Annotated in this window: 21 protein-coding genes; 11 read left to right on the top strand and 10 right to left on the bottom strand. The window is 67.2% G+C overall.

Going from position 1 to position 21,635, the window contains the following annotated elements; genetic code table 11:
• Nucleotides 1-134 precede the first annotated feature (134 nt).
• Nucleotides 135-2,750: an arginine/lysine/ornithine decarboxylase gene (locus tag ACM14_RS24325; protein WP_065347567.1), complete on the top strand. Its 2,616-nt coding sequence runs from the start codon at nt 135-137 to the stop codon at nt 2,748-2,750.
• Between the two features lie 96 nt (nt 2,751-2,846).
• Here ACM14_RS24325 and ACM14_RS24320 read toward each other — a convergent pair whose 3' ends face one another.
• From ACM14_RS24320 to ACM14_RS24310, 3 genes are all read right to left on the bottom strand, one after another.
• The gene (locus ACM14_RS24320; RefSeq protein ID WP_065347566.1) at nt 2,847-3,902 is read right to left on the bottom strand and encodes a tripartite tricarboxylate transporter substrate binding protein; all 1,056 of its coding nucleotides are present in this window, start codon (nt 3,900-3,902) and stop codon (nt 2,847-2,849) included.
• Nucleotides 3,903-4,045: 143 nt separating this feature from the next.
• Entirely contained in the window at nt 4,046-5,293 is a 1,248-nt protein-coding gene (locus tag ACM14_RS24315; RefSeq protein WP_013803050.1) for a CaiB/BaiF CoA-transferase family protein, read from the bottom strand.
• Between the two features lie 39 nt (nt 5,294-5,332).
• Nucleotides 5,333-6,286, bottom strand: a complete 954-nt coding sequence (locus ACM14_RS24310; RefSeq protein WP_065347565.1) for a hydroxymethylglutaryl-CoA lyase — start codon at nt 6,284-6,286, stop codon at nt 5,333-5,335.
• Between the two features lie 157 nt (nt 6,287-6,443).
• On the opposite strand from ACM14_RS24310, the gene ACM14_RS24305 reads away from it, so the two are divergent.
• Nucleotides 6,444-7,175, top strand: a complete 732-nt coding sequence (locus ACM14_RS24305) for an IclR family transcriptional regulator (RefSeq protein ID WP_012204816.1) — start codon at nt 6,444-6,446, stop codon at nt 7,173-7,175.
• A gap of 24 nt (nt 7,176-7,199) precedes the next feature.
• On the opposite strand, the gene ACM14_RS24300 is transcribed toward ACM14_RS24305, so the two are convergent.
• The 3 genes from ACM14_RS24300 to ACM14_RS24290 form a co-directional block, all read right to left on the bottom strand.
• Nucleotides 7,200-8,120: a ZIP family metal transporter gene (locus ACM14_RS24300; protein WP_012204817.1), complete on the bottom strand. Its 921-nt coding sequence runs from the start codon at nt 8,118-8,120 to the stop codon at nt 7,200-7,202.
• A 35-nt stretch (nt 8,121-8,155) separates the two neighbouring features.
• Nucleotides 8,156-8,791 carry a superoxide dismutase gene (locus tag ACM14_RS24295; protein WP_012204818.1) on the bottom strand — a complete coding sequence of 212 codons (636 nt, stop codon included), beginning with the start codon at nt 8,789-8,791 and terminating at the stop codon, nt 8,156-8,158.
• A gap of 62 nt (nt 8,792-8,853) precedes the next feature.
• A complete protein-coding gene (locus ACM14_RS24290) occupies nt 8,854-9,306 on the bottom strand; it encodes a hypothetical protein (RefSeq protein ID WP_225614194.1) in 453 nt (150 codons plus the stop codon).
• A gap of 120 nt (nt 9,307-9,426) precedes the next feature.
• Between ACM14_RS24290 and ACM14_RS32160 the strand changes: the two genes are divergently transcribed.
• Entirely contained in the window at nt 9,427-9,585 is a 159-nt protein-coding gene (locus ACM14_RS32160) for a hypothetical protein (RefSeq protein ID WP_157158299.1), read from the top strand.
• Here the strand turns inward: ACM14_RS32160 and fabI are convergent.
• Nucleotides 9,582-10,382 carry an enoyl-ACP reductase FabI gene (gene fabI / locus ACM14_RS24285; protein WP_065347564.1) on the bottom strand — a complete coding sequence of 267 codons (801 nt, stop codon included), beginning with the start codon at nt 10,380-10,382 and terminating at the stop codon, nt 9,582-9,584. The genes ACM14_RS32160 and fabI overlap by 4 nt on opposite strands.
• Before the next feature lie 124 nt (nt 10,383-10,506).
• Between fabI and ACM14_RS24280 the strand changes: the two genes are divergently transcribed.
• The 4 genes from ACM14_RS24280 to ACM14_RS24265 all read left to right on the top strand — a co-directional run bounded on the left by ACM14_RS24280 (nt 10,507) and on the right by ACM14_RS24265 (nt 16,405).
• Entirely contained in the window at nt 10,507-12,324 is a 1,818-nt protein-coding gene (locus ACM14_RS24280; protein ID WP_082848181.1) for an extracellular solute-binding protein, read from the top strand.
• 96 nt (nt 12,325-12,420) lie between these two features.
• Nucleotides 12,421-13,449, top strand: coding sequence for a microcin C ABC transporter permease YejB (locus ACM14_RS24275; protein ID WP_013803046.1), 1,029 nt, complete (start codon nt 12,421-12,423; stop codon nt 13,447-13,449).
• Nucleotides 13,450-13,580: 131 nt separating this feature from the next.
• On the top strand, nt 13,581-14,720 hold the full coding sequence (locus ACM14_RS24270) for an ABC transporter permease (RefSeq protein WP_012204823.1): 1,140 nt from the start codon (nt 13,581-13,583) through the stop codon (nt 14,718-14,720).
• The gene (locus ACM14_RS24265; protein WP_065347563.1) at nt 14,717-16,405 is read left to right on the top strand and encodes an ABC transporter ATP-binding protein; all 1,689 of its coding nucleotides are present in this window, start codon (nt 14,717-14,719) and stop codon (nt 16,403-16,405) included. The genes ACM14_RS24270 and ACM14_RS24265 overlap by 4 nt, the downstream gene beginning before the upstream one ends.
• A gap of 18 nt (nt 16,406-16,423) precedes the next feature.
• Here ACM14_RS24265 and ACM14_RS24260 read toward each other — a convergent pair whose 3' ends face one another.
• Complete coding sequence (locus tag ACM14_RS24260) at nt 16,424-17,050, bottom strand: lipocalin family protein (RefSeq protein WP_034398350.1); 627 nt, start codon at nt 17,048-17,050, stop codon at nt 16,424-16,426.
• Between the two features lie 244 nt (nt 17,051-17,294).
• Here ACM14_RS24260 and ACM14_RS32155 point away from each other — a divergent pair, with 244 nt between their 5' ends.
• Nucleotides 17,295-17,456, top strand: a complete 162-nt coding sequence (locus ACM14_RS32155) for a hypothetical protein (RefSeq protein WP_012204826.1) — start codon at nt 17,295-17,297, stop codon at nt 17,454-17,456.
• An 88-nt stretch (nt 17,457-17,544) separates the two neighbouring features.
• Here the strand turns inward: ACM14_RS32155 and ACM14_RS24255 are convergent, their stop codons facing one another.
• Both ACM14_RS24255 and ACM14_RS24250 read right to left on the bottom strand, forming a co-directional pair.
• Nucleotides 17,545-17,880, bottom strand: a complete 336-nt coding sequence (locus ACM14_RS24255; RefSeq protein WP_043823548.1) for a chaperone modulator CbpM — start codon at nt 17,878-17,880, stop codon at nt 17,545-17,547.
• Complete coding sequence (locus ACM14_RS24250) at nt 17,877-18,872, bottom strand: DnaJ C-terminal domain-containing protein (RefSeq protein ID WP_063326527.1); 996 nt, start codon at nt 18,870-18,872, stop codon at nt 17,877-17,879. The genes ACM14_RS24255 and ACM14_RS24250 overlap by 4 nt, the downstream gene beginning before the upstream one ends.
• Nucleotides 18,873-19,040: 168 nt before the next feature.
• On the opposite strand from ACM14_RS24250, the gene ACM14_RS24245 reads away from it, so the two are divergent.
• The 3 genes from ACM14_RS24245 to ACM14_RS24235 all read left to right on the top strand — a co-directional run.
• The gene (locus tag ACM14_RS24245) at nt 19,041-19,886 is read left to right on the top strand and encodes a c-type cytochrome (protein WP_065347562.1); all 846 of its coding nucleotides are present in this window, start codon (nt 19,041-19,043) and stop codon (nt 19,884-19,886) included.
• On the top strand, nt 19,883-21,226 hold the full coding sequence (locus ACM14_RS24240; RefSeq protein ID WP_065347561.1) for a cytochrome c: 1,344 nt from the start codon (nt 19,883-19,885) through the stop codon (nt 21,224-21,226). Before ACM14_RS24245 ends, ACM14_RS24240 begins: the two co-directional genes overlap by 4 nt.
• A gap of 9 nt (nt 21,227-21,235) precedes the next feature.
• The coding region (locus ACM14_RS24235) for a thioredoxin family protein (protein ID WP_065347575.1) at nt 21,236-21,635 on the top strand (400 nt) is incomplete at its 3' end.

Here is a 21,635-nt window from a genome sequence, read left to right as displayed (position 1 = left end):
TGTGACAGTTGCTTGTGTTTAGTGCAGCACATTCTGGGTGAAAATCCGCACGCTTCAAAGGCGCAATAAGGATATTCCTTACACTTCGCGCCTGTTTCGTTTTTTGGCCCGCTCAGGTTACGGAGGCTGCCCCCATGAAGTTTCGCTTTCCCATCGTCATCATCGACGAGGACTACCGCTCCGAGAACACCTCGGGCCTGGGCATCCGCGCCCTGGCCCAGGCCATCGAGGAAGAAGGTTTCGAGGTGCTGGGCGTGACCAGCTACGGCGACCTGTCGCAATTCGCGCAGCAGCAAAGCCGGGCCAGTGCCTTCATTCTGTCCATCGATGACGAGGAGTTCTCGCTGGGCGATGGCGGAACCGATCCCGTGATCCACAGCCTGCGCAGCTTCATCGGCGAAGTGCGCCGCAAGAACGCCGATGTGCCGATCTACATCTACGGCGAGACCAAGACCAGCCGCCACCTGCCCAACGACATCCTGCGCGAGCTGCACGGCTTCATCCACATGTTCGAGGACACGCCGGAGTTCGTGGCCAAGCACATCATCCGCGAAGCCAAGAGCTACTTGGAAGGCGTGCAGCCGCCGTTCTTCAAGGCGCTGCTGGACTATGCGGAAGACGGCTCCTACAGCTGGCACTGCCCCGGACACTCGGGCGGCGTGGCCTTCCTGAAAAGCCCCGTGGGCCAGATGTACCACCAGTTCTACGGCGAGAACATGCTGCGCGCCGACGTGTGCAACGCGGTGGAGGAGCTGGGCCAGCTGCTGGACCACAACGGCGCCATCGGCGAGAGCGAGCGCAACGCCGCCCGCATCTTCAATGCCGACCATTGCTACTTCGTGACCAACGGCACGTCCACGTCGAACAAGATCGTGTGGCACCACGCCGTGGCGCCCGGCGACGTGGTCGTGGTGGACCGCAACTGCCACAAGTCCATCCTGCACTCCATCATCATGACGGGTGCGATTCCGGTGTTCCTCAAGCCCACGCGCAACCACTTCGGCATCATCGGCCCGATCCCGCAAAGCGAGTTCTCGGTGGAGTCCATCCAGGCCAAGATCGCGGCCAATCCGCTGCTCAAGGGCGTGGACGCCAAGACGGTCAAGCCGCGCGTGCTGACGCTGACGCAGTCCACCTACGACGGCGTGCTCTACAACACCGAGACCATCAAGAGCATGCTGGACGGCTATGTGGCCAACCTGCACTTCGACGAGGCCTGGCTGCCGCACGCGGCCTTCCACCCGTTCTATGGCAGCTACCACGCCATGGGCAAGAAGCGCGCGCGCCCCAAGCACTCGGTGGTGTATGCCACGCAGTCCATCCACAAGCTGCTGGCCGGCATCAGCCAGGCCTCGCATGTGCTGGTGCAGGACAGCCAGACCGAAAAGCTGGACCACCACCTGTTCAACGAGGCGTACCTGATGCACACCTCGACCAGCCCGCAGTACAGCATCATCGCCAGCTGCGACGTGGCCGCCGCGATGATGGAGCCGCCCGGCGGCACGGCCCTGGTGGAGGAGTCCATTCTGGAAGCGCTGGACTTCCGCCGCGCCATGCGCAAGGTGGAGGACGAGTTCGGCGACGACGACTGGTGGTTCGAGGTCTGGGGTCCCGAGAAGCTGGCCGATGAAGGCGTGGGCTCGGCCCAGGACTGGATCATCCGCGGCCATGACGCGGCGCCCAAGCGCTCCAAGGCCAAGAACGGCAAGGAGTTCGACAACTGGCACGGCTTCGGCGAGCTGGCCGACGGCTTCAATATGCTGGACCCGATCAAGTCCACCATCGTGACGCCGGGCCTGGACCTGGACGGCGATTTCTCGGACACGGGCATCCCCGCCTCCATCGTGACCAAGTACCTGGCCGAGCACGGCGTGGTGGTGGAGAAGACGGGCCTGTACTCGTTCTTCATCATGTTCACCATCGGCATCACCAAGGGCCGCTGGAACACCATGCTGACGGCGCTGCAGCAGTTCAAGGACGACTACGACCGCAACCAGCCGCTGGCGCGCATCCTGCCCGAGTTCTGCCAGCAGCACCGCCGCTACGAGCGCATGGGCCTGCGCGACCTGTGCCAGCACGTGCACCAGCTGTACGCCAAGTACGACATCGCCCGCCTGACGACCGAGATGTACCTGTCGGACCTGCAGCCCGCCATGAAGCCCACCGATGCCTACGCCCACATCGCGCAGCGCAAGACCGAGCGCGTGGAGATCGACCACCTGGAAGGCCGCATCACCGTGGGCCTGGTCACGCCGTACCCGCCCGGCATTCCACTGCTGATTCCCGGCGAAGTGTTCAACCGCAAGATCGTGGACTACCTGCTGTTTGCGCGTGAGTTCGCCAAGGAGTGCCCTGGCTTCGAGACCGACATCCACGGCCTGGTGGAACTGCAAAGCGAAGATGGCGAAGTGCGCTACTACGCCGACTGCGTGGCCGGGACCGCGCCGGCCCGCAAGACGCCGGCAGGTGGCAAGCCTGCTGCGAAGAAGGCCGTGAAGACTGCAGCCAAGCCTGCGGCCAAGACAGCTGGCAAGGCAGCCGCCAAGACCGTTGCCAAGGCAGCCGCGAAACCGGCAGCCAAGCCGGCCGCCAAGGTTGCCAAGGCCGCCGGGGCCAAGGCGCCTGCCAAGCGCCCCGCAGCGCGCAAGGCGCAGCCGGCCGCGCCTGAAGTCGGCACGGCAGCCAAGCCTGCGCGCGGCCGCAAGATGGTGCAGGTGGGGGACGATGGTCCCTTCGGCCGCACGATCTGATCTCCGGGCCGGCTGACGGCCCATCAAAAAGGCGCGGGTCCCGAAAGGGGCTCCGCGCCTTTTTCATTGCGCCGCTGCGGCGTTGTTATTCCGTGGTCACTCCAGGCGTATCTTTGCGTCGCGGATCAGCGCGGCCCAGTCCGTCTGTTCCTTGAGCAGGTATTGGGCCGCGTCCTGGATGCTGCCGCCCAGGGCCGTGCTGCCCTCGGCCTGCAGTTGCTGCTGCACGGCGGGCTGCTGCAGGGCCGCGTTCACGGCGGTGTTCATCTTCTGCACGATGGCAGCCGGCGTGCCCTTGGGCGCGACGATGAGCTTCCAGTCCACCGCCTCGAAGCCTGCATAGCCCGACTCGGCCACGGTGGGCACCTCGGGCAGGATGGGCAGGCGCTTGGCCGAGGTCACGGCCAGTGCGCGCAGCTTGCCGCCCTTGAGCAGCGGATAGACGGCCTGGGGCGTGCCGAACATGTAGTGCGTCTGCTTGCCCAGCAGGTCGGTCACGGCCGGCGCTGCGCCCTTGTAGGGCACGTTGAGCACCTGGATGCCGGCCTTGAAGGCCAGCATCTCGCCGGCCAGGTGGCCTACCGTGCCCGTCGATGCCAGGCCCTGGCGGATGCCGCCCGGGTCGGCCTTGGCGGCCTTGACCAGGTCCTGCACCGACTTCCATGGCGAGTCCTGCGGCACGACCAGCACCGTGGGCTGGGCAGCGACCAGGGCCACGGGGATCAGGTCGGTGCGCGGGTTGAAGGGCATGCTGGGCAGCAGGGCGGGGTTGATGGCGAGGTTGGCGGTCTGGCCCATGCCGAAGGTATAGCCATCCGGCGCGGACTTGGCCACTGCATCCAGGCCGATGTTGCCGCCCGCGCCGGGCTTGTTGTCCACGACCACGGTCCATTTGTTCAGCGTGCCCACGCGCTCGCTGATCTGGCGCGCGACCGCGTCCGTGCCGCCGCCCGGTGTGTAGGGCACGACCATGCGCACGGCGCGTGAGGGCCATTGGTCAGGCTGGGCCTGGGCCGCCAGCGGGAGCAGGGCGGCAGCCAATGCGGGCAGGGCGCACAGCAGCAACTGGCGGCGCGGGGCGGAACAAGGGCGGGCCTGGGTCTGTGCCTGTGTCCGGTTTTGGGCGGTCGGGTTGCGGTGGATGGCGGGCATGGTGTTGTCTCCGGGAATTTTTGGGAAAAGGCCTCCCCGCCGGGCGCGCGGCAAGCGTCGTCCGGTGTGGGGTGGATGGGGTGCAAGGTTGCAGGGGCGCCGCGCCGGGTGGACGGCGGCGCCTTCAGTGGCTCAGCCTGGCGTCAGTGGGAAGCCTTGGCGTGGCTGTCGGTGGCGTCGCCCCGGGCCAGGGCCAGGGCCTGCTCGCTGCTGTAGCCCAGGGCGGTGAGGATCTCCAGGCTGTGCTCGCCCAGGCGCGGGGGCGACAGGCGCACATCCAGGCGCTTGCCGTCCAGCGTGAAGGGCAGCAGCACGGTCTTGGTCTCGCGGCCATCGGGCAGGGTGATGGGGGCCAGCGCGCCCGTGGCGTTCAGGTGCGGATCTTCCAGCAGGTCCTGCGGGCGTGCGATGGGCGCGAAGGGCAGGCCGTTCTTCTCGAAGATCTCCGCAATGTGGGCGGCGCTGTGCGGGGCCATCTTCTCGCGCAGCAGCGGCATCAGCCAGCTGCGCGCCAGCACGCGGTCGTTGTTGCTGCCAAGGCGCGGATCGTCGCGCAGCTCGCCCAGGCCGAAGGCGTCGCAGAACAGGCGCCAGGCGCCATCGCTGACCACGGCCAGGAAGATCTGCTCGCCGTCCCGGACTTCGAACACGTCGTAGATGGCCCAGGCCGAGATGCGTGCCGGCATGGGCGCGGCCGGCTTGCCGGTGACGGCGAACTGCATCATGTGCTGGGCGACCAGGAAGATGTTGTTCTCGAACAGCGCGCTTTGCACTTCCTGGCCGCGCCCGGTCTTCTCGCGCTGGGCCAGGGCGGCCATCGCGCCCATGGCGCCGAACATGCCGCCCATGATGTCGTTGACGCTGGCACCGGCGCGCAGCGGGTCGCCGGGGCGGCCCGTCATGTAGGCCAGACCGCCCATCATCTGCACCACTTCGTCCAGCGCCGTGCGGTGCTCGTAGGGGCCGGGCAGAAAGCCCTTGTGGCTCACGTAGATGAGACGCTCGAAGCGGTCCTTGAGGCTGTCGTAGTCCAGGCCCAGCTTGCGCATGGTGCCGGGCTTGAAGTTCTCGCAGACCACGTCGGCCGTGGCGATCAGGCGCAGCGCGGCCTGCTTGCCTTCCTCGGTCTGCAGGTCCAGCGTCAGGCTTTTCTTGTTGCGGTTGAACAGCGGGAAAAAGCCCGAGCCCGAGCCCAGCAGCTTGCGCGTGGCATCGCCGTCGCGGCCGTGGCCCACGGGCTCGATCTTGATGACTTCGGCGCCCAGGTCGGCCAGCATCATGCCGCAGGACGGGCCCATGACCATGTGGGTGAACTCGACCACGCGGATGCCTGCGTAGGGCAGTGGCGTGGCCTGGCCTGCGGCCGTGTCGGGGGAGTTGGGTTGGCTCATGGAAAAACGGTGAATGAATGTGTGGGTTGTCGCTGCGGCTCAGGCCGGTGCGTAGATGCGGGGCACAAAGCCCTTGGGCAGGCCGGCCAGCGGCGTCATGCCGTGCAGTTCCTCGCCGGGCAGGCCTGCGGCCAGCGGCTGGCGGGCGGCGATCAGGCGATCGATGTCCACGCCGGTGCGGATGCCCATGGCCTCGAACATGAAGACCAGGTCTTCGGTGACCACGTTGCCCGAGGCGCCGGGCGCATACGGGCAGCCGCCCAGGCCGGCCAGCGAGGCATCGAAGGTGCGCACGCCGGCCTCGTAGGCGGCCAGGCAGTTGGCCAGGCCCAGGCCGCGCGTATTGTGCATGTGGGCCGCGCCTGCATGTTCGCCCAGCTCGGAGCGCAGCCGTGTGAACAGGCGCCGCACCTGGGCCGGGTTGGCCATGCCCGTGGTGTCGGACAGGCCCGATTCATCGGCGCCCGCCGCCACGCAGGCCAGGGCCAGTGCAATCACTTCGTCCTCGGGCACCAGCCCTTGCAGGGTGCAGCCGAAGGCCGTGGAGATGCCCGCCTCGATCAGGGCCTGCGGCGCGATCTCGTTGCGCAGCGCGGCAATGGCCCGCACCTCGTCCACCATCTGCATGGGCGTCTTGCGCACATTGGCCATGGAGTGCGCGGGGCTGGCCGAGACGGGCAGCGTGACCTTGTGGGCGCCGGCGCGCAGCGCGGCCTCGGCGCCGCGCAGATTGGGGGCCAGGGCCATCACGGTGACGCCGGGCAGGGTGATGGCCTGGGCGACCACCTCGGCCGCGTCGGCCATCTGCGGCAGCAGCTTGGGCGAGACGAAGGAGCCGACCTCGATCTCCTGCAGGCCTGCATGGGCCAGCGCGGCGATCCAGGCCAGCTTGTGCGCCGTGGACATGGTGGAGGCCACGGACTGCAGGCCATCGCGCGGGCCGACTTCGCTGATGAGTACGTCAAAACGGTGGGAGGACATGGGCAGTTGCATCCGGTGGTGGGTGTCGATGGTGGCGGATTCACCTGTTGACATCGGGGTTCTGTGTGGTTCTAATAGATAGAACTGTATTCTCTCTATTGAAATATTCCCTGCTGCACGCGCCATCGTCAAGCCTGCGTGCCTGGGGTTTTCCCTTGGGTGCCTTTTTATGCCTCGCAAATCAGTGACGGAATCGGTGGCCGACGAGAATGCCGCGCCGGGCGGCGTGGCGGCCGTGGACAGGGCCTTGAGCCTGCTGGCAGCGTTTCGCGACGGCGACGACGGGCTGACGCTGGCCCAGTTGTCGGAGCGCACGCGCCTGTACAAGAGCACCGTGCTGCGGCTGCTGGCCTCGCTGGAGCATGGCGGCTGGGTGCTGCGCATGGATGACGGCCGCTACGCCGTGGGCCCGGCCGTGGCGCGGCTGAACACCGTCTATGCCCGGCATTTCTCGCTGGACAGCGTGGTCATGCCCGTGCTGCGCACCCTGGTGCAGGCCACGGGCGAAAGTGCGGCCTACCACGTGCGCCAGGGCCAGGACCGGCTGTGCCTGTACCGCGTGGATTCACCGCACCCCGTGCGCGACCATGCGCGCACGGGCGATCTGCTGCCGCTGGGCCAGGGCGCAGGCGGGCGCGTGCTGTCGGCTTTCGATGCCGAGCTGTACGCCGCATCGCGCGGCGGCAGCCGCACGCAGCTGGCCCGTGTGCGTGCCGATGGCTACTGCGCCATGGTGGGAGACAGGCACCGCGAGATCGCCGGGATTTCGGCCCCTGTGTTCAAGCGCGATGGGGAATTGGCAGCGGCGCTGACACTGACCATGCCAGCCCACCGCTATGAAGAGCGCCACGCCCGCCATGTGCTGGCGGCGGCGCGGGAACTGGGGCTTTTGCTGCCCTAAGCCAGGCGTGCGCGGTGCGCTGGCTCAGCCCAGGGCCGTGTCCAGCACCATCATCAGCACGAAGCCCAGCATGAGGCCGCCCGTGGCAAAGGCTTCATGGCCCTTGCGGTGCGACTCGGGAATGATTTCGTGGCTGATCACGAACAGCATGGCGCCCGCTGCAAAGCCCAGGCCCCAGGGCAGCATGGCTGCCGAGCCGCTCACGATGGCTGCCCCCAGCACGGCGCCCACGGGCTCCACCAGGCCGGAGGCCATGCCCAGCAACACGGCAAAGCTGCGCTTGTAGCCTGCGGCCAGCAGGGCCACGGCCACCACCAGGCCTTCGGGCACATCCTGTATGGCAATGCCCGTGGCCAGCGCATTGGCGCGCAATCCGTCGTTGCCCGCATAGCCCACGCCGATGGCCAGGCCTTCGGGCAGGTTGTGCAGGGTGATGGCGAAGACGAACAGCCAGGTGCGCTGCAGCTTGCGCGCGCCTTGCGGGTCCAGGCCTTCGCGGCCCTTGATGAAGTGCTCATGGGGCAGGAGCCTGTCCATGAGCATGAGGGCGGCACCGCCCATCAGGATGGCCGAACCTATGACCCCGCCAGCCGCCCAGCTGCCGCCACCGAACAGTTCCTGGGTGCGCACGGCCTCCAGTCCCGGCAGGATCAGCGAGAAGGCGCAGGCGGCCAGCATGACCCCGGCGCCAAAGCCGAACAGGGTGTCCTGCGTGCGTTCGGACAGGCGCTGGGACAGCATCACGGGCACGGTGCCCAGTGCGGTCGCCAGCGCGGCGGCCGAGCCTCCGGCCAGGGCCTGGAAGACCACCGGATGGTTCTGGGCGTAGGCCCAGAACTGGCTGGTGAGCGCCCAGGCGCCGGCCATCATGATGGCCAGGCCTATCCACAGGCGGATGTTGGACCGTACGCTGGTCTTGGAGCGGAAGCGTTGTGGCAGATCCATGCTGGTCGAGGTCGGAGGTTGGCGTTGCGGACCGTTCAGCCGCGTGCGGCGGCGTAGCGGCGGGCCACTTCGGCCCAGTTGACTACGTTGTAGAACGCCGCGATGTATTCAGGGCGGCGGTTCTGGTACTTGAGGTAGTAGGCGTGTTCCCACACGTCCAGGCCCAGGATGGGGGTGGCGCCGGAGCCGATGCCGGCCATCAGGGGGCTGTCCTGGTTGCCGCTGCTTTCCACGGCCAGCTTGCCGTCCTTGCCCACCACCAGCCAGGCCCAGCCGCTGCCAAAGCGCGTGAGCGCGGCCTGGGTGAAGGCGGCCTTGAAGGCATCGAAGCCGCCCAGTTCCCGGTCAATGGCCTGTGCCAGTTCGCCCGAGGGAGCACCGCCGCCGCCCTGATCCACGGGGGCCATCACGGTCCAGAACAGGCTGTGGTTGGCGTGCCCGCCGCCGTTGTTGCGCACGGCACCGCGAACGCCTTCGGGCAGCAGGGACAGGTCGGCGATCAACTGCTCCACGGGCTGGCTGCCGTGCGGCGTGTCCTTGAGCGCGGCATTCAGGTTGTTCACATAGGCCTGATGGTGCTTGGTGTAGTGGATCTCCATGGTCTGCGCATCGATATGGGGCTCCAGCGCGTCGTAGGCGTAGTTCAGGGGAGGCAGGGTGTAGTTGCTCATGTGGTTTCTTTCAGGGACTACGGGGAAAAAATCGGTGGGTCGCGATGTCTGTGCGGCGGCAATCAATGCGCCAGCCGGGGCGGCAGGGCCGTGGCTGTGCAGTCGAATACGCGGGCCGAGGCCTGAAGCGCTGCATCGATGCGGGGCTGGCTGCCGTGCTGGCGCTGCCACTGCAGCAGGGCTGAATGGGTTTCGCGCATATGGCGCCAGGCGGCGCTGCACACGGCGGCCGCATGGTGGCGCGCATCACCCAGGGCCAGCAGGCCCTGGTGCGCCTCGCACAGGTATTCGATGGCCAGTGCGGGCTGCTGGCGCAATGCCAGCAACTCGGCCAGGTTGTGGTGGGAGACCACCCAGGCGGCCATGCAGTGATCGGCGTGTTCCGCCAGCAGCGGGCCGGCGATGAGGCGCTGCGCCACATGCAGGGCCTTCATCTGCATGGCGAGCGCGCTTTCGATCTGGCCTGCATGGAAATGCCCATGGGCGCGGCGCGCCAGCTGTTCCCATTGATTCAAGGATGCTTCGGAGGGTGCCGGGACGGGAGAGGGCAGACTGAGGTCAGAGGTTGCTTGCATATCTGCTGGCTCCGAGGTTTTCAGAGGTTCTTTGATATTGATCTGAGAATTGTATTATTCATGAGAATCATTCTCATTCAAAACAAAAATGACCGTATGCAATCCGATGTGTATTTCCTTTCGCGCATCGGCAGGATGCGGATGCCTGGATTCCAGGCGAAAAAAAGCCCCGCAGGCGGCAATGCCTGCGGGGCGGGTCGCAGTCTGGCGGTGACTTAGACCTGGTCGGCCGACAGGCCTGCGGTCTGGCTGAAGCCGCCGTCCACGTAGGTGATCTCGGCCGTCACGCCCGAGGCGAGGTCCGACAGCAGGAAGGCGGCCACATTGCCCACGTCCTCGATGGTCACGTTGCGGCGCAGCGGCGATGCATCGGCCACGCGGCCCAGCAGCTTGCCGAAGTCCTTGATGCCCGAGGCGGCCAGGGTCTTGATGGGACCGGCCGAGATGCCGTTGGCGCGAAGGGCGCGGCCGTCTGCCGTGCGGCCCACGGCCTCGGCCAGGTAGCGCACCGAGGCTTCCAGCGATGCCTTGGCCAGGCCCATGGTGTTGTAGTTGGGGATGGAGCGCAGGGCGCCCAGGTACGACAGCGTCAGCAGCGAGGACTTGTCGTTGAGGTAGGGCAGGGCCGCCTTGGCCATCGCGGGGAAGCTGTAGGCGCTGATGTCGTGCGCGATCTTGAAGCCTTCGCGCGACAGGCCGTCCAGGAAGTTGCCGGCGATGGCCTCGCGCGGCGCAAAGCCGATGCTGTGCACGAAGCCGTCGAACTTGCCCCAGGTCGCGCCCAGGTCGGCGAACAGCTTGTCGATCTGGGCATCGTCTGTCACGTCGCAGTCAAAGATCAGCTTGGAGTCGAATTCGGCGGCGAACTCGGTGATGCGGTCCTTGAAGCGCTCGCCCACATAGCTGAAGGCCAGCTCCGCGCCCTGTGCATGGCAGGCCTTGGCGATGCCGTAGGCGATGGAGCGGTTGGACAGAACGCCCGTGATCAGCAGTTTTTTACCGGCGAGAAAGCCCATTGTTGTTCTCCAGAGAAAGTGAGTGGAAGTGCGCACCAGCTGGCGGCGACGGCCGGGGCCCGCGTCAGCGTTTGCCAGCGGAAGGGCTGGCTGCGTGGTGCAGAATTGTCGCATGCGCCATTGGATGATTTCTTCGCTGCTGCTGGCCTCGGCGTGTGTGCCGGCCTGGGGCTCGCATGCCTATGCCCTGTGGGGCGAGCCCCGCTATGCCGAGGGCTTCAGCCATTTCGACTATGTCAACGCCAAGGCCCCCAAGGGCGGCGAGCTGCGCCTGGTGAGCAATCTGCGCATCTCCACCTTTGACAAATACAACCCGTTCACCATCAAGGGGTCGTCGCCCGCCTATCTGGCGGAGCTGATGTTCGACACCTTGCTGTGGCCCTCGCTGGACGAGACCGCCACCGGCTACGGATTGCTGGCCGAAGACGTGCAGGCTGCGGCCGACGGCCTGTCCGCCACATTCCGGTTGCGGCCCCAGGCACGCTTTCACAACGGAAAGCCCGTGCTGGCCGCCGATGTCAAGTTCAGCTATGACACGCTGGTGGGCCCGCATGCACTGCCCGGCTACAGAACGCTGTTCTTCGATGTGGCGGGCGTCGATGTGCTGGACGAGCGCACCGTGCGCTTTCGCTTCAAGCAGCCGAACCGGGAATTGCCGCTGACCGTGGGGGCCATTCCAGTGTTCAGCCGCGACTGGGGCGTGGAAAACGGCAAGGCCAAGCCCTTCGACCAGGTGGTGACGGACACGCCCATCGGCAGCGGGCCCTACAAGATAGGTCCCGTGCGATTCGGCAAGGACATCACCTATGTGCGTGACCCGGACTACTGGGGCCGCGATCTGCCTGTGCGCGTGGGCACGGCCAATTTCGATCGCATCTCCGTCAAGATCTACCGCGACAACACGGCGAGGCTGGAGGCGCTGAAGGCCGGGGAGTTCGATCTCATGCGCTTTTACAGCGCCGGTGACTGGGCGCGGCGCCTGTACGGCAAGCGCTTCGACCGGGGCGAGCTGGTCAAGGGCGAGTTCAGCAACAAGCTGCCATCGGGATTCCAGAGCTATGTGCTCAACGTGCGCCGGCCTGTACTGCAGGACGTTCGGGTGCGCCGCGCCCTGGGCCTGGCCATGGACTACGAGTGGATGAACCGGCAGATGTTCTACGGTTCCTACCAGCGCGTGCGCGGGTTGTTCGGCAACACGGCCTGCGAGACCCATGGCGAGCCCTCGCCCGAGGAGCTGGCGCTCATGGAGCCCTTGCGCAAGAGCATCCCGCCGGAGGCCTTCGGCCCCATGGCCGAGCCGCCGCGCACCGATGGCGACAGCTCGTTGCGCGGAAATCTGCGCCAGGCGCGGCAATTGCTGGCCGATGCCGGCTGGACCATTCAGGATGGCGTGCTGCGCAACGCGCGGGGCCAGGCCATGGAGCTGGAGTACCTGGACAGCAGCGAGTCGGGCATACGCCAGGTCTCGCCCTGGATACGCAATCTGGAAAAGCTGGGCATCCGGCTGCGCTTTCGCTCGGCGGACTTTGCGCTGTACCAGCAGCGCGTGGAGAAGTTCGACTACGACATCATCTCCATCGCCTACCAGGGCACGAACAATCCAGGCCAGGAATTCGCCGACCTGTTCGGCAGCCAGGCGGCGGCAACCGAGGGTTCCGGCAATTTCCCCGGCGTGAAGAACCCGGCGGTCGACGCCATGATCCGCCGCATGACCGAGGCCAAGACAGAGGCGCAACTGTTGCCTGCCTGCCACGCACTCGAACGCATCATCACGCACGGCCACTACCTGATTCCGCAGTGGAGCGCGGGCACGCACCGCATGGTCTACGACTCCTGGCGCCTGGTGCGGCCGGCCGTGGTTCCGGCCTATGCGAAGGGCGAGAGCTGGGCCATGGACACCTGGTGGGCCCGCATGCCGGTGCTGACCGCGCCGCCTCCATGAGCCGGCGTTGCGGCCGTGTCGTTGCGATCCGTTGCATGATGAGGGCGTCCCCCGGCCGGGGCCCCTCCCCGCAATGGACATAATGCAAGACTTCTTATGTGGGCCTACATATTCAAACGCTTGCTGCTGATGGTGCCGACCCTGCTGGGCGTACTGCTGCTGACCTTCGTGGTCGTGCAGTTCGTGCCCGGTGGCCCGGTCGAGCAGTATCTGGCCGAGGCCAAGGCCAGCGTGGGCCGTGGCGGCGAAGGCGGTGGCCTGGCCTACCGTGGCAACCAGGGGGTGGACCCCCAGCGCATAGAGCAGATCAAGGCCCTCTACGGCTTTGACAAGCCGGCCCATGAGCGCTTCTTCCAGATGCTCGGGCAGTTCGCGCGGTTCGACCTGGGGCGCAGTTTCTTTCAGAACAAGGATGTCTGGCAGCTGATCAAGGAGAAGCTGCCGGTCTCGGCCAGCCTGGGACTGTGGACCTTTTTCATCAGCTACCTCGTTGCCGTGCCGCTGGGCATTGCCAAGGCCGTGCGGGCCGGCTCGCGGTTCGACTTCGCCACCACGCTGCTGATCCTGGTCGGCTATGCGATTCCGGGTTTCGTGCTGGGCGTGGCGCTGCTGGTGATCTTTGGCGGCCAGTTGCAGTGGTTTCCGCTGCGCGGGCTGACTTCCTCCAACTGGGACGAGTTGTCCTGGGGCGCGCGCATTGTGGACTATCTCTGGCATATCGCGCTGCCGGTGACGGCCATGGTGGCGGGCAGCTTCGCCATCACGGCCATGCTGACCAAGAATGCCTTCCTGGAAGAGATCCGCAAGCAGTACGTGCTGACTGCGCGTGCCAAAGGCCTGTCCGAGCGGCAGGTGCTCTACCGCCATGTGCTGCGCAATGCGCTGATCCCCATCGTCACTGGATTTCCGGCCGCCTTCATCGGGGCCTTCTTCACGGGCTCGCTGCTGATAGAGACACTGTTCTCGCTGGACGGCCTGGGCCTGCTCAGCTATGACAGCGTGATTCGGCGCGACTATCCCGTGGTGCTGGGCACGCTGTATCTGTTCACGCTGATCGGCCTGGTGACCAAGCTGGTCAGTGACCTTTGTTATGTGTGGGTGGATCCGCGTGTACGGTTTGATTGAGCACCACCTGAACGGCTGCGCCGCTTCCCCCTCTCGCTTTGCGGGGGGAGCGTTCGGGCCATTGGCGGCTGGCGCAGGCCCTTACCTGGTGTCCCTGACTTTGGGCGGTCGCGCCACTGTGATGCAGCAACATGGAAACTGAGATGCACTCCCTTGCCGCTCCAGGTGCAGGGCTGCCCGGGGCAGCGCCTGCACCGCTGGCTGTGGTGGCAGTGTCGCCGGCGCGGCGGGCCTGGATGCGGTTCAGGCGCAATCGGCTGGGGTATTGGAGCCTGGTCGCTTTTTGCGTGATGGTGGTGCTGAGCCTGGGCGCCGAGCTGATCAGCAACGACCGGCCCCTGGTGGTGCGCTACGAAGGCCAGACCTACTGGCCGCTGTGGAACGATTATTCCGAGAAGACTTTCGGCGGCGACTTCGAGACGGCCACCGACTACCTGGACCCCTTCATCCGCGACCGCCTGCGCCAGGGCGACAACTGGGCGCTGTATACGCTCAATCCCTATGGGCCACAGGCGCTGAACTACTTTGCGACCTCGCCCAATCCGGCGCCGCCCTCGCGCGACAACCTGCTGGGTACCGATGACCGGGGGCGCGATCTGCTGGCCCAGCTGATCTACGGGTTTCGCGTCAGCGTGCTGTTTGCACTGGCGCTGACGGCGTCGGGCGTGGTGCTGGGCGTGGTGACGGGGGCCGTCCAGGGTTTTTTCGGCGGCAGGACCGATCTGGCATTCCAGCGCTTCATCGAGATCTGGGGCTCCATGCCCGAGCTGTATCTGCTGATCATCTTCAGCGCGGTGCTGGCGCCCAGCGTCTCGCTGCTGCTGGTGCTGCTGTCGCTGTTCGGCTGGATGGGCCTGTCGGACTACGTGCGTGCCGAGTTCCTGCGCAACCGCCAGCTGGACTATGTGAAGTCGGCGCGGGCGCTGGGCGTGGGCAATGGCGCGCTGATCTGGCGCCATCTGCTGCCCAACAGCATGACGCCCGTGGTGACCTTTTTGCCGTTTCGCATGAGTGCGGCCATCCTGGCCCTGACCTCGCTGGACTTCCTGGGGCTGGGCGTGCCGCCTGACACCCCCAGCCTGGGTGAGCTGCTGAATCAGGGCAAGAACAGCATCGATGCCTGGTGGATCTCGCTGTCCACCTTTGCCGTGCTGGTGGTGACGCTGCTGCTGCTGACCTTCATGGGCGATGCGCTGCGCGATGCGCTGGACCCGCGCAAGGCCGCAGCCAGCGATGCCGCCCCCGGTGTCGATGCAAAGGACGCCGCATGAACGCAGAGCAGCCGGCAATGGAGCTGCCTTCGCCCCCCGGCCGTGGCCGGACATTGCTGTCCGTGCGCAACCTGCGCGTGCGCTTCGGCAGCAAGGATGTGGTGCACGGCGTGAGCTTCGACCTGGCGGCAGGCGAGAAGCTGGCGCTGGTGGGCGAGTCCGGCTCGGGCAAGACCATCACCGCGCTGTCGCTGCTGCGGCTGGCTGGAGACGCTCAGCTGGGCGGCCAGGCCCTGTTCGACGGCCGCGACCTGCTGCGCCTGCCCGAGCGCGAGATGCGCGCCGTGCGCGGCGGCGACGTGGCCATGATTTTCCAGGAGCCCATGACGGCGCTCAACCCGCTGATGACCGTGGGCGAGCAGGTGGGCGAGGTGCTTCGCCTCAAGCAGGGGCTGACGCGAGCGCAATCCCTGGTCCAGGCCACCGAATTGCTGGCGACCACCGGCATTGCCGAGCCTGTGCGCCGCGCCCGGGCCTTTCCCCACCAGCTCAGTGGCGGGCAGCGCCAGCGCGCCATGATCGCCATGGCGCTGGCCAGCAGCCCGCGCCTGCTCCTGGCCGACGAGCCGACGACGGCACTCGATGTCACGCTGCGCGGCCAGATCCTGCAGTTGCTCGATGACCTGCAGCGCCAGACCGGCATGGCCGTGCTGATGATCACGCACGACCTGCACCTGGTGCGGCGCTTTGCCGACCGCGTGGCGGTGATGGAGCGCGGGCAACTGGTGGAGCAGGGCGGGGTGTCGGCGGTCATGGCGGCTCCGCGCCATGCCTATACGCGCAAGCTGCTGGCCAGCGTGCCGCGCCGCGACCTGATCGAGGTGGAGGCAGGCGCCCAGGCCACGGCTGGCGAGCCGCTGGTGCGGGCCCAGGGCCTCAAGGTCAGCTATCCGGTGCCGCTGGCAGGCATGCGCGGATGGTTCGGCCAGGGGCGCTTCGTCGCCGTGCAGTCCGCAGACCTGGCGCTGTTGCCCGGGCGCACCGTGGGTGTGGTCGGTGAATCGGGATCGGGCAAATCCACGCTGGCCCAGGCCGTGCTGGGGCTGCTGCCCCATGAAGGACGGCTGCGCATTGCCGGCCATGCCTGGCAGCAGCCAGCCACGCGCAACTCGCCCGCCAACCGTGCGCTGCGGCGCAAGGTGCAGGTGGTGTTCCAGGACCCGTACTCATCGTTGTCGCCCCGGCTGACGCTGGAGCAGATCGTTGGCGAGGGCCTGCGCGTGCATGCGCCGTCGCTGACGGCGCCGCAGCAACGCGACCGCATCGTGGAAATGCTGTCGGCCGTGGGCCTGACGCAGGAACAGTTTCCCGGCCTGCTTGACCGCTATCCCCACGAATTCTCGGGAGGTCAGCGCCAGCGCATCGCCATTGCACGTGCGCTGGTGCTGGAGCCCGAGGTGCTGGTGCTCGACGAGCCCACCAGCGCGCTGGATGTGACCATTCAGCAGCAGGTGCTGGGCCTGCTGCAGCGGCTGCAGCGCGAGCGGGGACTGGCCTATCTGCTGATCACGCATGACGTGGACGTGATCCGCGCCATGGCCCATGACGTGGTGGTCATGAAGGACGGCGCCATCGTCGAATCCGGCCCCGTCGCCCAGGTGCTGGGCGCGCCGCGCCAGGCGTACACGCAGCGGCTGGTGGAGGCCGCCGGCTTCTCGGGCGACGGCATGCCCGAGGGGTTCTGAGGCAGTTGCCGGACCGCGCTACCAGCTGCCCGTGGGATTGACTCCGTCCTGCAGGATCCACTGGACCTTGTCCACGGGCACGCCCAGCAGCCGGGCCTGTGCCAGCAGGCGTGCCGCCACGCCGTCGGCCAGTTCGGGTGTGCGCGAAAGAATCCAGAAATAGCGCAGGTCCGATCCCACCACCATGGCCCAGCGGTACTCGGCATCAAGAGCCACCACGTTGTAGCCGCCGTAGAACGGGCCGAAGAAAGAGACCTTGAGCGCCGCAACGTCCGGGCCGTGCACCGTGCGGGCCTTGCCCTCGGAGGATTTCCAGCGCCGGTGGCGGGCGTCGTAGCCCCGGTTCAGCACGTGCACCGTGCCGTCGGGAAGCTGTGTGTACTCGGCCTGGGTGCGCTCCAGGCCTTTTTCGAAACTGTGGTCGATGCGGGCCACTTCATACCAGCGGCCCATGTAGCGCTGGATGTCCCAGCCGCGCACCGGCTCCACGGTAGGGGGGATGGGTGGGTTGCGCAGGCCCTTCCACAGCAACGCGGCTGCGGCGGCGCCTACGGCAAGCCCTGCCAGGCCGGCCGTGGGCAGCACCCAGGCGGGGCGGGAAGTGGATGGGGTGGTTGACTCTGTATTGGGGTGGCGGGGTGACATGGTGCGGAACTCCGTGTTCAGGCAGACGTGCATGCCAGGGTCTTGCGCGCTTGGCAGCGTGCTCCTACTTTAGGACAGAAAACCGGGCCGCAGTGTAGGTCGGCGCTGCCTGCGCCGGTGCTGTGCGGGCCGCGCAACGCTGGAACTTTCCCTATGCCAGAGCAGGCCATGTGTTTTTTTGTGCGCGGTCATGCAGGTCTATGGCCTAATTGCGCGTTCTCATTTTTTTGAAGAAGGAAATGCCATGGGCAACAAGATCGTTACCGAAGCCGACCGCAAGTTCACTCCCCAGCCTCCCCTGCCCAACGGCGTCACCCTGCCGACGCCCGGCCGTGGCCAGCGCGTGAGCCGCGCCCGTGGCGCCCACACCCACACCAAGAAGAACCCCGGCAAGCGTCACCGCTGAGCACGGCGGGCCGCATGCATGCCTGCTGCGGCCACGTTCTGAAAGCAAAAGCCCTCTTACGAGGGCTTTTGCTTTTGAGGCGGCGTTCTCAATGCTGCAGTGCCTGGAGCTTACGGCGCAGCATCTGCACTTCCTCGATCAGGTCCGCTGTCAGCGCGGCCAGCTGAGGGTCGGCATCGAAGCTGTGCTCCAGATGGGCTATGCGGCGCGCGCGCACCAGGGTCTGGCTGCTGAAGCGCCACTGTGCCTGCGGCGCGGCCGCTTCGCCGGACGGCTCGTTTTCGCAGTACAGCACGCCGGTCTGCACACGCTCCACCACCCAGGCGGTGTTGCGCTGGCAGTGGCGGGCCAGATCCTGCAGGTCCAGAGCGCCTTCGCCCAGCAGTTCTGCGGGTTCGTAGAAGGGGTACAGCGGTGTGCTCATCGCGTGGCTCCTTGGCCCGCTGCGTGCTGGCGGGCATCGAACGAAGGAAAGGCCTGGGCCAGTGCCGCATAGGCCTGGCGCTGGGCGTCGGTCTGGGGCTCGGGCAGGGCGATGCCCAGCACCAGGTACAGGTCGCCCGGCGTGGCGGCGGGCAAGCCCTTGCCCTTGATGCGCAGCTTGCGGCCAGCGCGGCTGCCTGCGGGCACGCTGACCTCGAATTCACCGGCAATGGTGGCCACGCGGACCGGGCCGCCCAGTGCGGCTTCCCAGGGGGCCAGGGACACGGGCTGGTAGACATCCTTGCCCTCGGCCCACCAGCGCGGGTCGTGGCGCAGGTGCACTTCCAGCAGCAGATCGCCTGCCGGGCCGTTGCCCAGGCCCGGGCCGCCCTGTCCGGCTAGGCGGATCATCTGGCCTTCGCGCACGCCCTTGGGAATGCTGACCTGCAATTCCTTGTCGCGCGCCACGGGGTGTCCGTCCTCATCCAGCACCGTGGTGCGCAGGTGCAGGCTGCGCTGCGCGCCCTGGTAGCTGTCCAGCAGGTCCAGCTCGATGCTGGCGTGCTGGTCCTGCCCGCGCAGGTCAGGCGGGGAGCGATGCTGGCCGCCTCCGCCCGCATGGCGGGCACGCGCGCCCTGGCCGAACATCTGTGAGAAGAACTCGCTGAAGTCCGCGTCGCCCTCCGGCATGGCGCCGTCGCTGCTGCGAAAGTGAAAGTCCTGCCCTTCCCAGCCAGGTGGTGGCTGGAAGCCGCCGGCGCCGGGCCCGCTGCGGCGCGGCGCATCGGCCAGGGCGTCATAAGCTGCGCGCTTTTCGGGGTCCGACAGCACGGCATTGGCTTCGTTGACTTCGGCCATGCGCTCGGAGGCGTCAGCCTCCTTGCTGACATCGGGGTGGTACTTGCGCGCCAGCTTGCGGTAGGCCTTCTTGATGTCATCGGCACTGGCCTGCCTGTCCACGGCCAGGATGCGGTAGTAGTCCTTGTAATCCATGAATTTCCGTCCTCCGGCCCTTGCGGGCGATGTTCTGGACAAACCCGAAAGCAGCATAGCCCGGTCATGGCAGGGTCTCAACCGATGGGCCTTTTCCTGCTTGACTGGCATCTTGTGACGGGTTCATTACATTCGCGCGTCGGCAGGACGGAACAGGAGGCGTCGGACATGGCACATGGCAGTCGGTGGCGGGCTGGGCGGGGGCGCACAGGCTCCAGGGGATGGAGGGCTCTGCTGGGCGCATGGCTGGTGGCCGGCGCGTGTGGAGCCTGCGGGGTGATGGCGCAGACCGCGCAGACCATGCAGCCAGCACCGGGCGTGCCCATGGCAGACCTGCCGCCCGCCGTGGTCAGCGCCCCGCTGCCCGATGTGGGCTCCATGGCCTCCAGGGTGCTGGCCTGCACGGCCTGCCATGGTCCCGAGGGCCGGGCCACGCCCAGCGGCTACTTTCCGCGCATTGCGGGCAAGCCCGCGGGCTATCTGTACCGCCAGCTCAAGAACTTCCAGCAAGGTCGCCGCAGCTATCCGGCCATGAACCGGCTGATCGAATTCATGTCGGACGACTATCTGCGCCAGATCGCCACGCACTTCGCAGGCCTGGAGCTCCCCTATGCCCCGCCTGTACCAGTACAACTGCCGCCCGCTGAACTCGCCCGTGGCGAGCAACTGGTCTTGCGGGGCGACGCGCAGCGCGGCCTGCCCGCCTGCGCTGCATGCCATGGTGAGCGGCTCATGGGTGCGGGTGACGATATTCCGGGCCTGCTGGGCCTGTCGCGCGACTATCTGAACAGCCAGATCGGTGCCTGGCGCTCCGGCCAGCGCAAGGCGGCAGCGCCCGACTGCATGGACCAGGTGGCCAAGGCGCTGACGGCGCAGGAGGTCGTAGCCGTCACGGCCTGGCTGTCATCACGCCCCGCACTGGCGGCGCCGGGCGCACATGAAGCCCTGGCCCTGCCCATGCCGCTGCGCTGCGGCGCTGTAGCCGCCATTGCTGTCCAGGAGGGCAAGCCATGAACACCCTGGCAGAAAACGCGGCAAGCGGGAACACACACGGGCGGCGGCGGCTGGCCAGGGTGGCAGGGCTGGCGTTGCTGATCATCGCCCTGCTGGGCGCGCTCCTGGTCTGGCTCAACCTGCGGGGCGAGCAGGGCGTGCACGCCTACGGCCATGGCGGCTGGTCAGGCGCGCGCGAAACGCCGGCCGCCTTGGTAGAGCGCGGTGCCTACCTGGCCCGCGTGGGCAACTGCGCAGGCTGCCATACGGCAGCTGGCGGCGCCGAGTATGCGGGCGGGCGGGGCCTGCCCACCTCGTTCGGCACGCTGTACACCAGCAATCTCACGCCTGACAAGGAAAGTGGCCTGGGGCTGTGGACGGCCCAGGACTTCTGGCGTGCAATGCATAACGGGCGGTCACGGGAAGGGCGCCTGCTGTATCCGGCCTTTCCATATGACAGCTACACCCATGTGACGCGCGCCGACTCGGACGCATTGTTTGCCTATCTGCAAAGCCTGCCCGCCGTGCGCGCGCAGGTGCCCCGGCATGCGCTGGACTTTCCCTATGGCTGGCAGGGCTCGCTGGCTGTCTGGCGCGCGCTGTTCTTCACCCCGCAGGATTGGCAGGACCGGCCGCAGAAGGCGGCTGCCTGGAATCGCGGTGCCTATCTTGCCCAGGGCCTGGGGCACTGCGCGGCCTGCCATGCACCGCGCAACGGCATGGGTGCCTCGTCCCAGGCCATGTCCGGTGGCTTTGTGGCAGGGCAGGCCTGGTATGCGCCGTCGCTGCTTGATCCGGGAGAAGCCGGCGTGCGCGCGGGCCAGGAGTCCGCCTGGGTGCAGTTGCTGCAGACGGGTTCGGGTCCTTCGGGATCGGCGCTGGGCCCCATGGCCGAAGTCGTGGCGCGCAGCACACAGCACTGGCAGCCGCAGGATCTGCAGGCCCTCGCTTCCTACCTGCAGGAGCAGGGCGCGGCAGCAGGCCCGCCCAGGAGCAGGCCTGCTGCCGCGCCCGTGCCATCCGGGCAAATGGCCTTGGGGCGGGCCATCTATGAGCGGCAATGCGCGGTTTGCCACGGTGCCGAGGGCCAGGGAACGCCGGGCGCGTTTCCCGCGCTTGCGGGCAATGCCTCCGTGACCCTGGCCGAACCGCGCAACCTGTTGCTGGTGTTGCTGGAGGGGGGCTACCCACCCTCCACCCGGCAGCATCCGCAGCCGCACGGCATGCCGCCTTTCGGTCATGTGCTGTCCGACGCACAGGTGGCCGCCGTGGCCAGCTATGTGCGCAACGCCTGGGGCAACAAGGCGGCGGAAATCGGTAACATGGAGGTTTATCGCGCCCGGGAAGGGCGTGGTTTCTGAGAGGCTTTCATGGATTCAATGGCCGGCAAGCTGCCGGACGACAGCGACGCCACCCGCCCCTGGTGGGTGGTTTGCCTGTGCGCGCAATGGTGCGGCGTTTGCAACCAATACCGAAGCACGTTTGAGGAACTGGCAAGCCAGTTCCCGCAGATGCGCTTTGTCTGGCTTGATGTCGAGGACCGCGAGGACGTGGCCGGAGACCTGGACATCGAAACCTTCCCCTCGCTGCTGGTGGCCGATGGCGAGCGTGCACGTTTTCTGGGGCCGGTGCTGCCCCAGGCGGGGGTTGTGGCGCGCATGCTGCAGTCATTGGCCCAGGACCCGGGCGCGGCCCCTGCCGATCCCGCCGAGGCGCAGGCCCTCTTGCGGCGGCTCCAGTCGGCGCAGGCGCTGGAGCGCGTTGGCGTCT

The organism is Delftia sp. JD2, from assembly GCF_001682645.1.
Lineage (GTDB): Bacteria > Pseudomonadota > Gammaproteobacteria > Burkholderiales > Burkholderiaceae_C > Comamonas > Comamonas acidovorans.
This window is presented reverse-complemented; position numbering and strand designations above follow the sequence as displayed.

Excerpts from the sequence above, each read along its gene's own strand:
- ACM14_RS24245 (WP_065347562.1), top strand. The coding sequence starts at position 19,041 with ATGGCACATGGCAGTCGGTGGCGGGCTGGGCGGGGGCGCACAGGCTCC.
- ACM14_RS24260 (WP_034398350.1), bottom strand. The coding sequence starts at position 17,050 with ATGTCACCCCGCCACCCCAATACAGAGTCAACCACCCCATCCACTTCC.
- ACM14_RS24240 (WP_065347561.1), top strand. The coding sequence starts at position 19,883 with ATGAACACCCTGGCAGAAAACGCGGCAAGCGGGAACACACACGGGCGG.
- ACM14_RS24305 (WP_012204816.1), top strand. The coding sequence starts at position 6,444 with ATGCCTCGCAAATCAGTGACGGAATCGGTGGCCGACGAGAATGCCGCG.
- ACM14_RS24250 (WP_063326527.1), bottom strand. The coding sequence starts at position 18,872 with ATGGATTACAAGGACTACTACCGCATCCTGGCCGTGGACAGGCAGGCC.
- ACM14_RS32160 (WP_157158299.1), top strand. The coding sequence starts at position 9,427 with ATGAGAATCATTCTCATTCAAAACAAAAATGACCGTATGCAATCCGAT.
- ACM14_RS24255 (WP_043823548.1), bottom strand. The coding sequence starts at position 17,880 with ATGAGCACACCGCTGTACCCCTTCTACGAACCCGCAGAACTGCTGGGC.
- ACM14_RS24315 (WP_013803050.1), bottom strand. The coding sequence starts at position 5,293 with ATGAGCCAACCCAACTCCCCCGACACGGCCGCAGGCCAGGCCACGCCA.
- ACM14_RS24265 (WP_065347563.1), top strand. The coding sequence starts at position 14,717 with ATGAACGCAGAGCAGCCGGCAATGGAGCTGCCTTCGCCCCCCGGCCGT.
- ACM14_RS24270 (WP_012204823.1), top strand. The coding sequence starts at position 13,581 with ATGGAAACTGAGATGCACTCCCTTGCCGCTCCAGGTGCAGGGCTGCCC.
- ACM14_RS24310 (WP_065347565.1), bottom strand. The coding sequence starts at position 6,286 with ATGCAACTGCCCATGTCCTCCCACCGTTTTGACGTACTCATCAGCGAA.
- ACM14_RS24295 (WP_012204818.1), bottom strand. The coding sequence starts at position 8,791 with ATGAGCAACTACACCCTGCCTCCCCTGAACTACGCCTACGACGCGCTG.
- ACM14_RS24275 (WP_013803046.1), top strand. The coding sequence starts at position 12,421 with ATGTGGGCCTACATATTCAAACGCTTGCTGCTGATGGTGCCGACCCTG.
- fabI (WP_065347564.1), bottom strand. The coding sequence starts at position 10,382 with ATGGGCTTTCTCGCCGGTAAAAAACTGCTGATCACGGGCGTTCTGTCC.
- ACM14_RS24320 (WP_065347566.1), bottom strand. The coding sequence starts at position 3,902 with ATGCCCGCCATCCACCGCAACCCGACCGCCCAAAACCGGACACAGGCA.
- ACM14_RS24280 (WP_082848181.1), top strand. The coding sequence starts at position 10,507 with ATGATTTCTTCGCTGCTGCTGGCCTCGGCGTGTGTGCCGGCCTGGGGC.
- ACM14_RS24300 (WP_012204817.1), bottom strand. The coding sequence starts at position 8,120 with ATGGATCTGCCACAACGCTTCCGCTCCAAGACCAGCGTACGGTCCAAC.
- ACM14_RS32155 (WP_012204826.1), top strand. The coding sequence starts at position 17,295 with ATGGGCAACAAGATCGTTACCGAAGCCGACCGCAAGTTCACTCCCCAG.
- ACM14_RS24325 (WP_065347567.1), top strand. The coding sequence starts at position 135 with ATGAAGTTTCGCTTTCCCATCGTCATCATCGACGAGGACTACCGCTCC.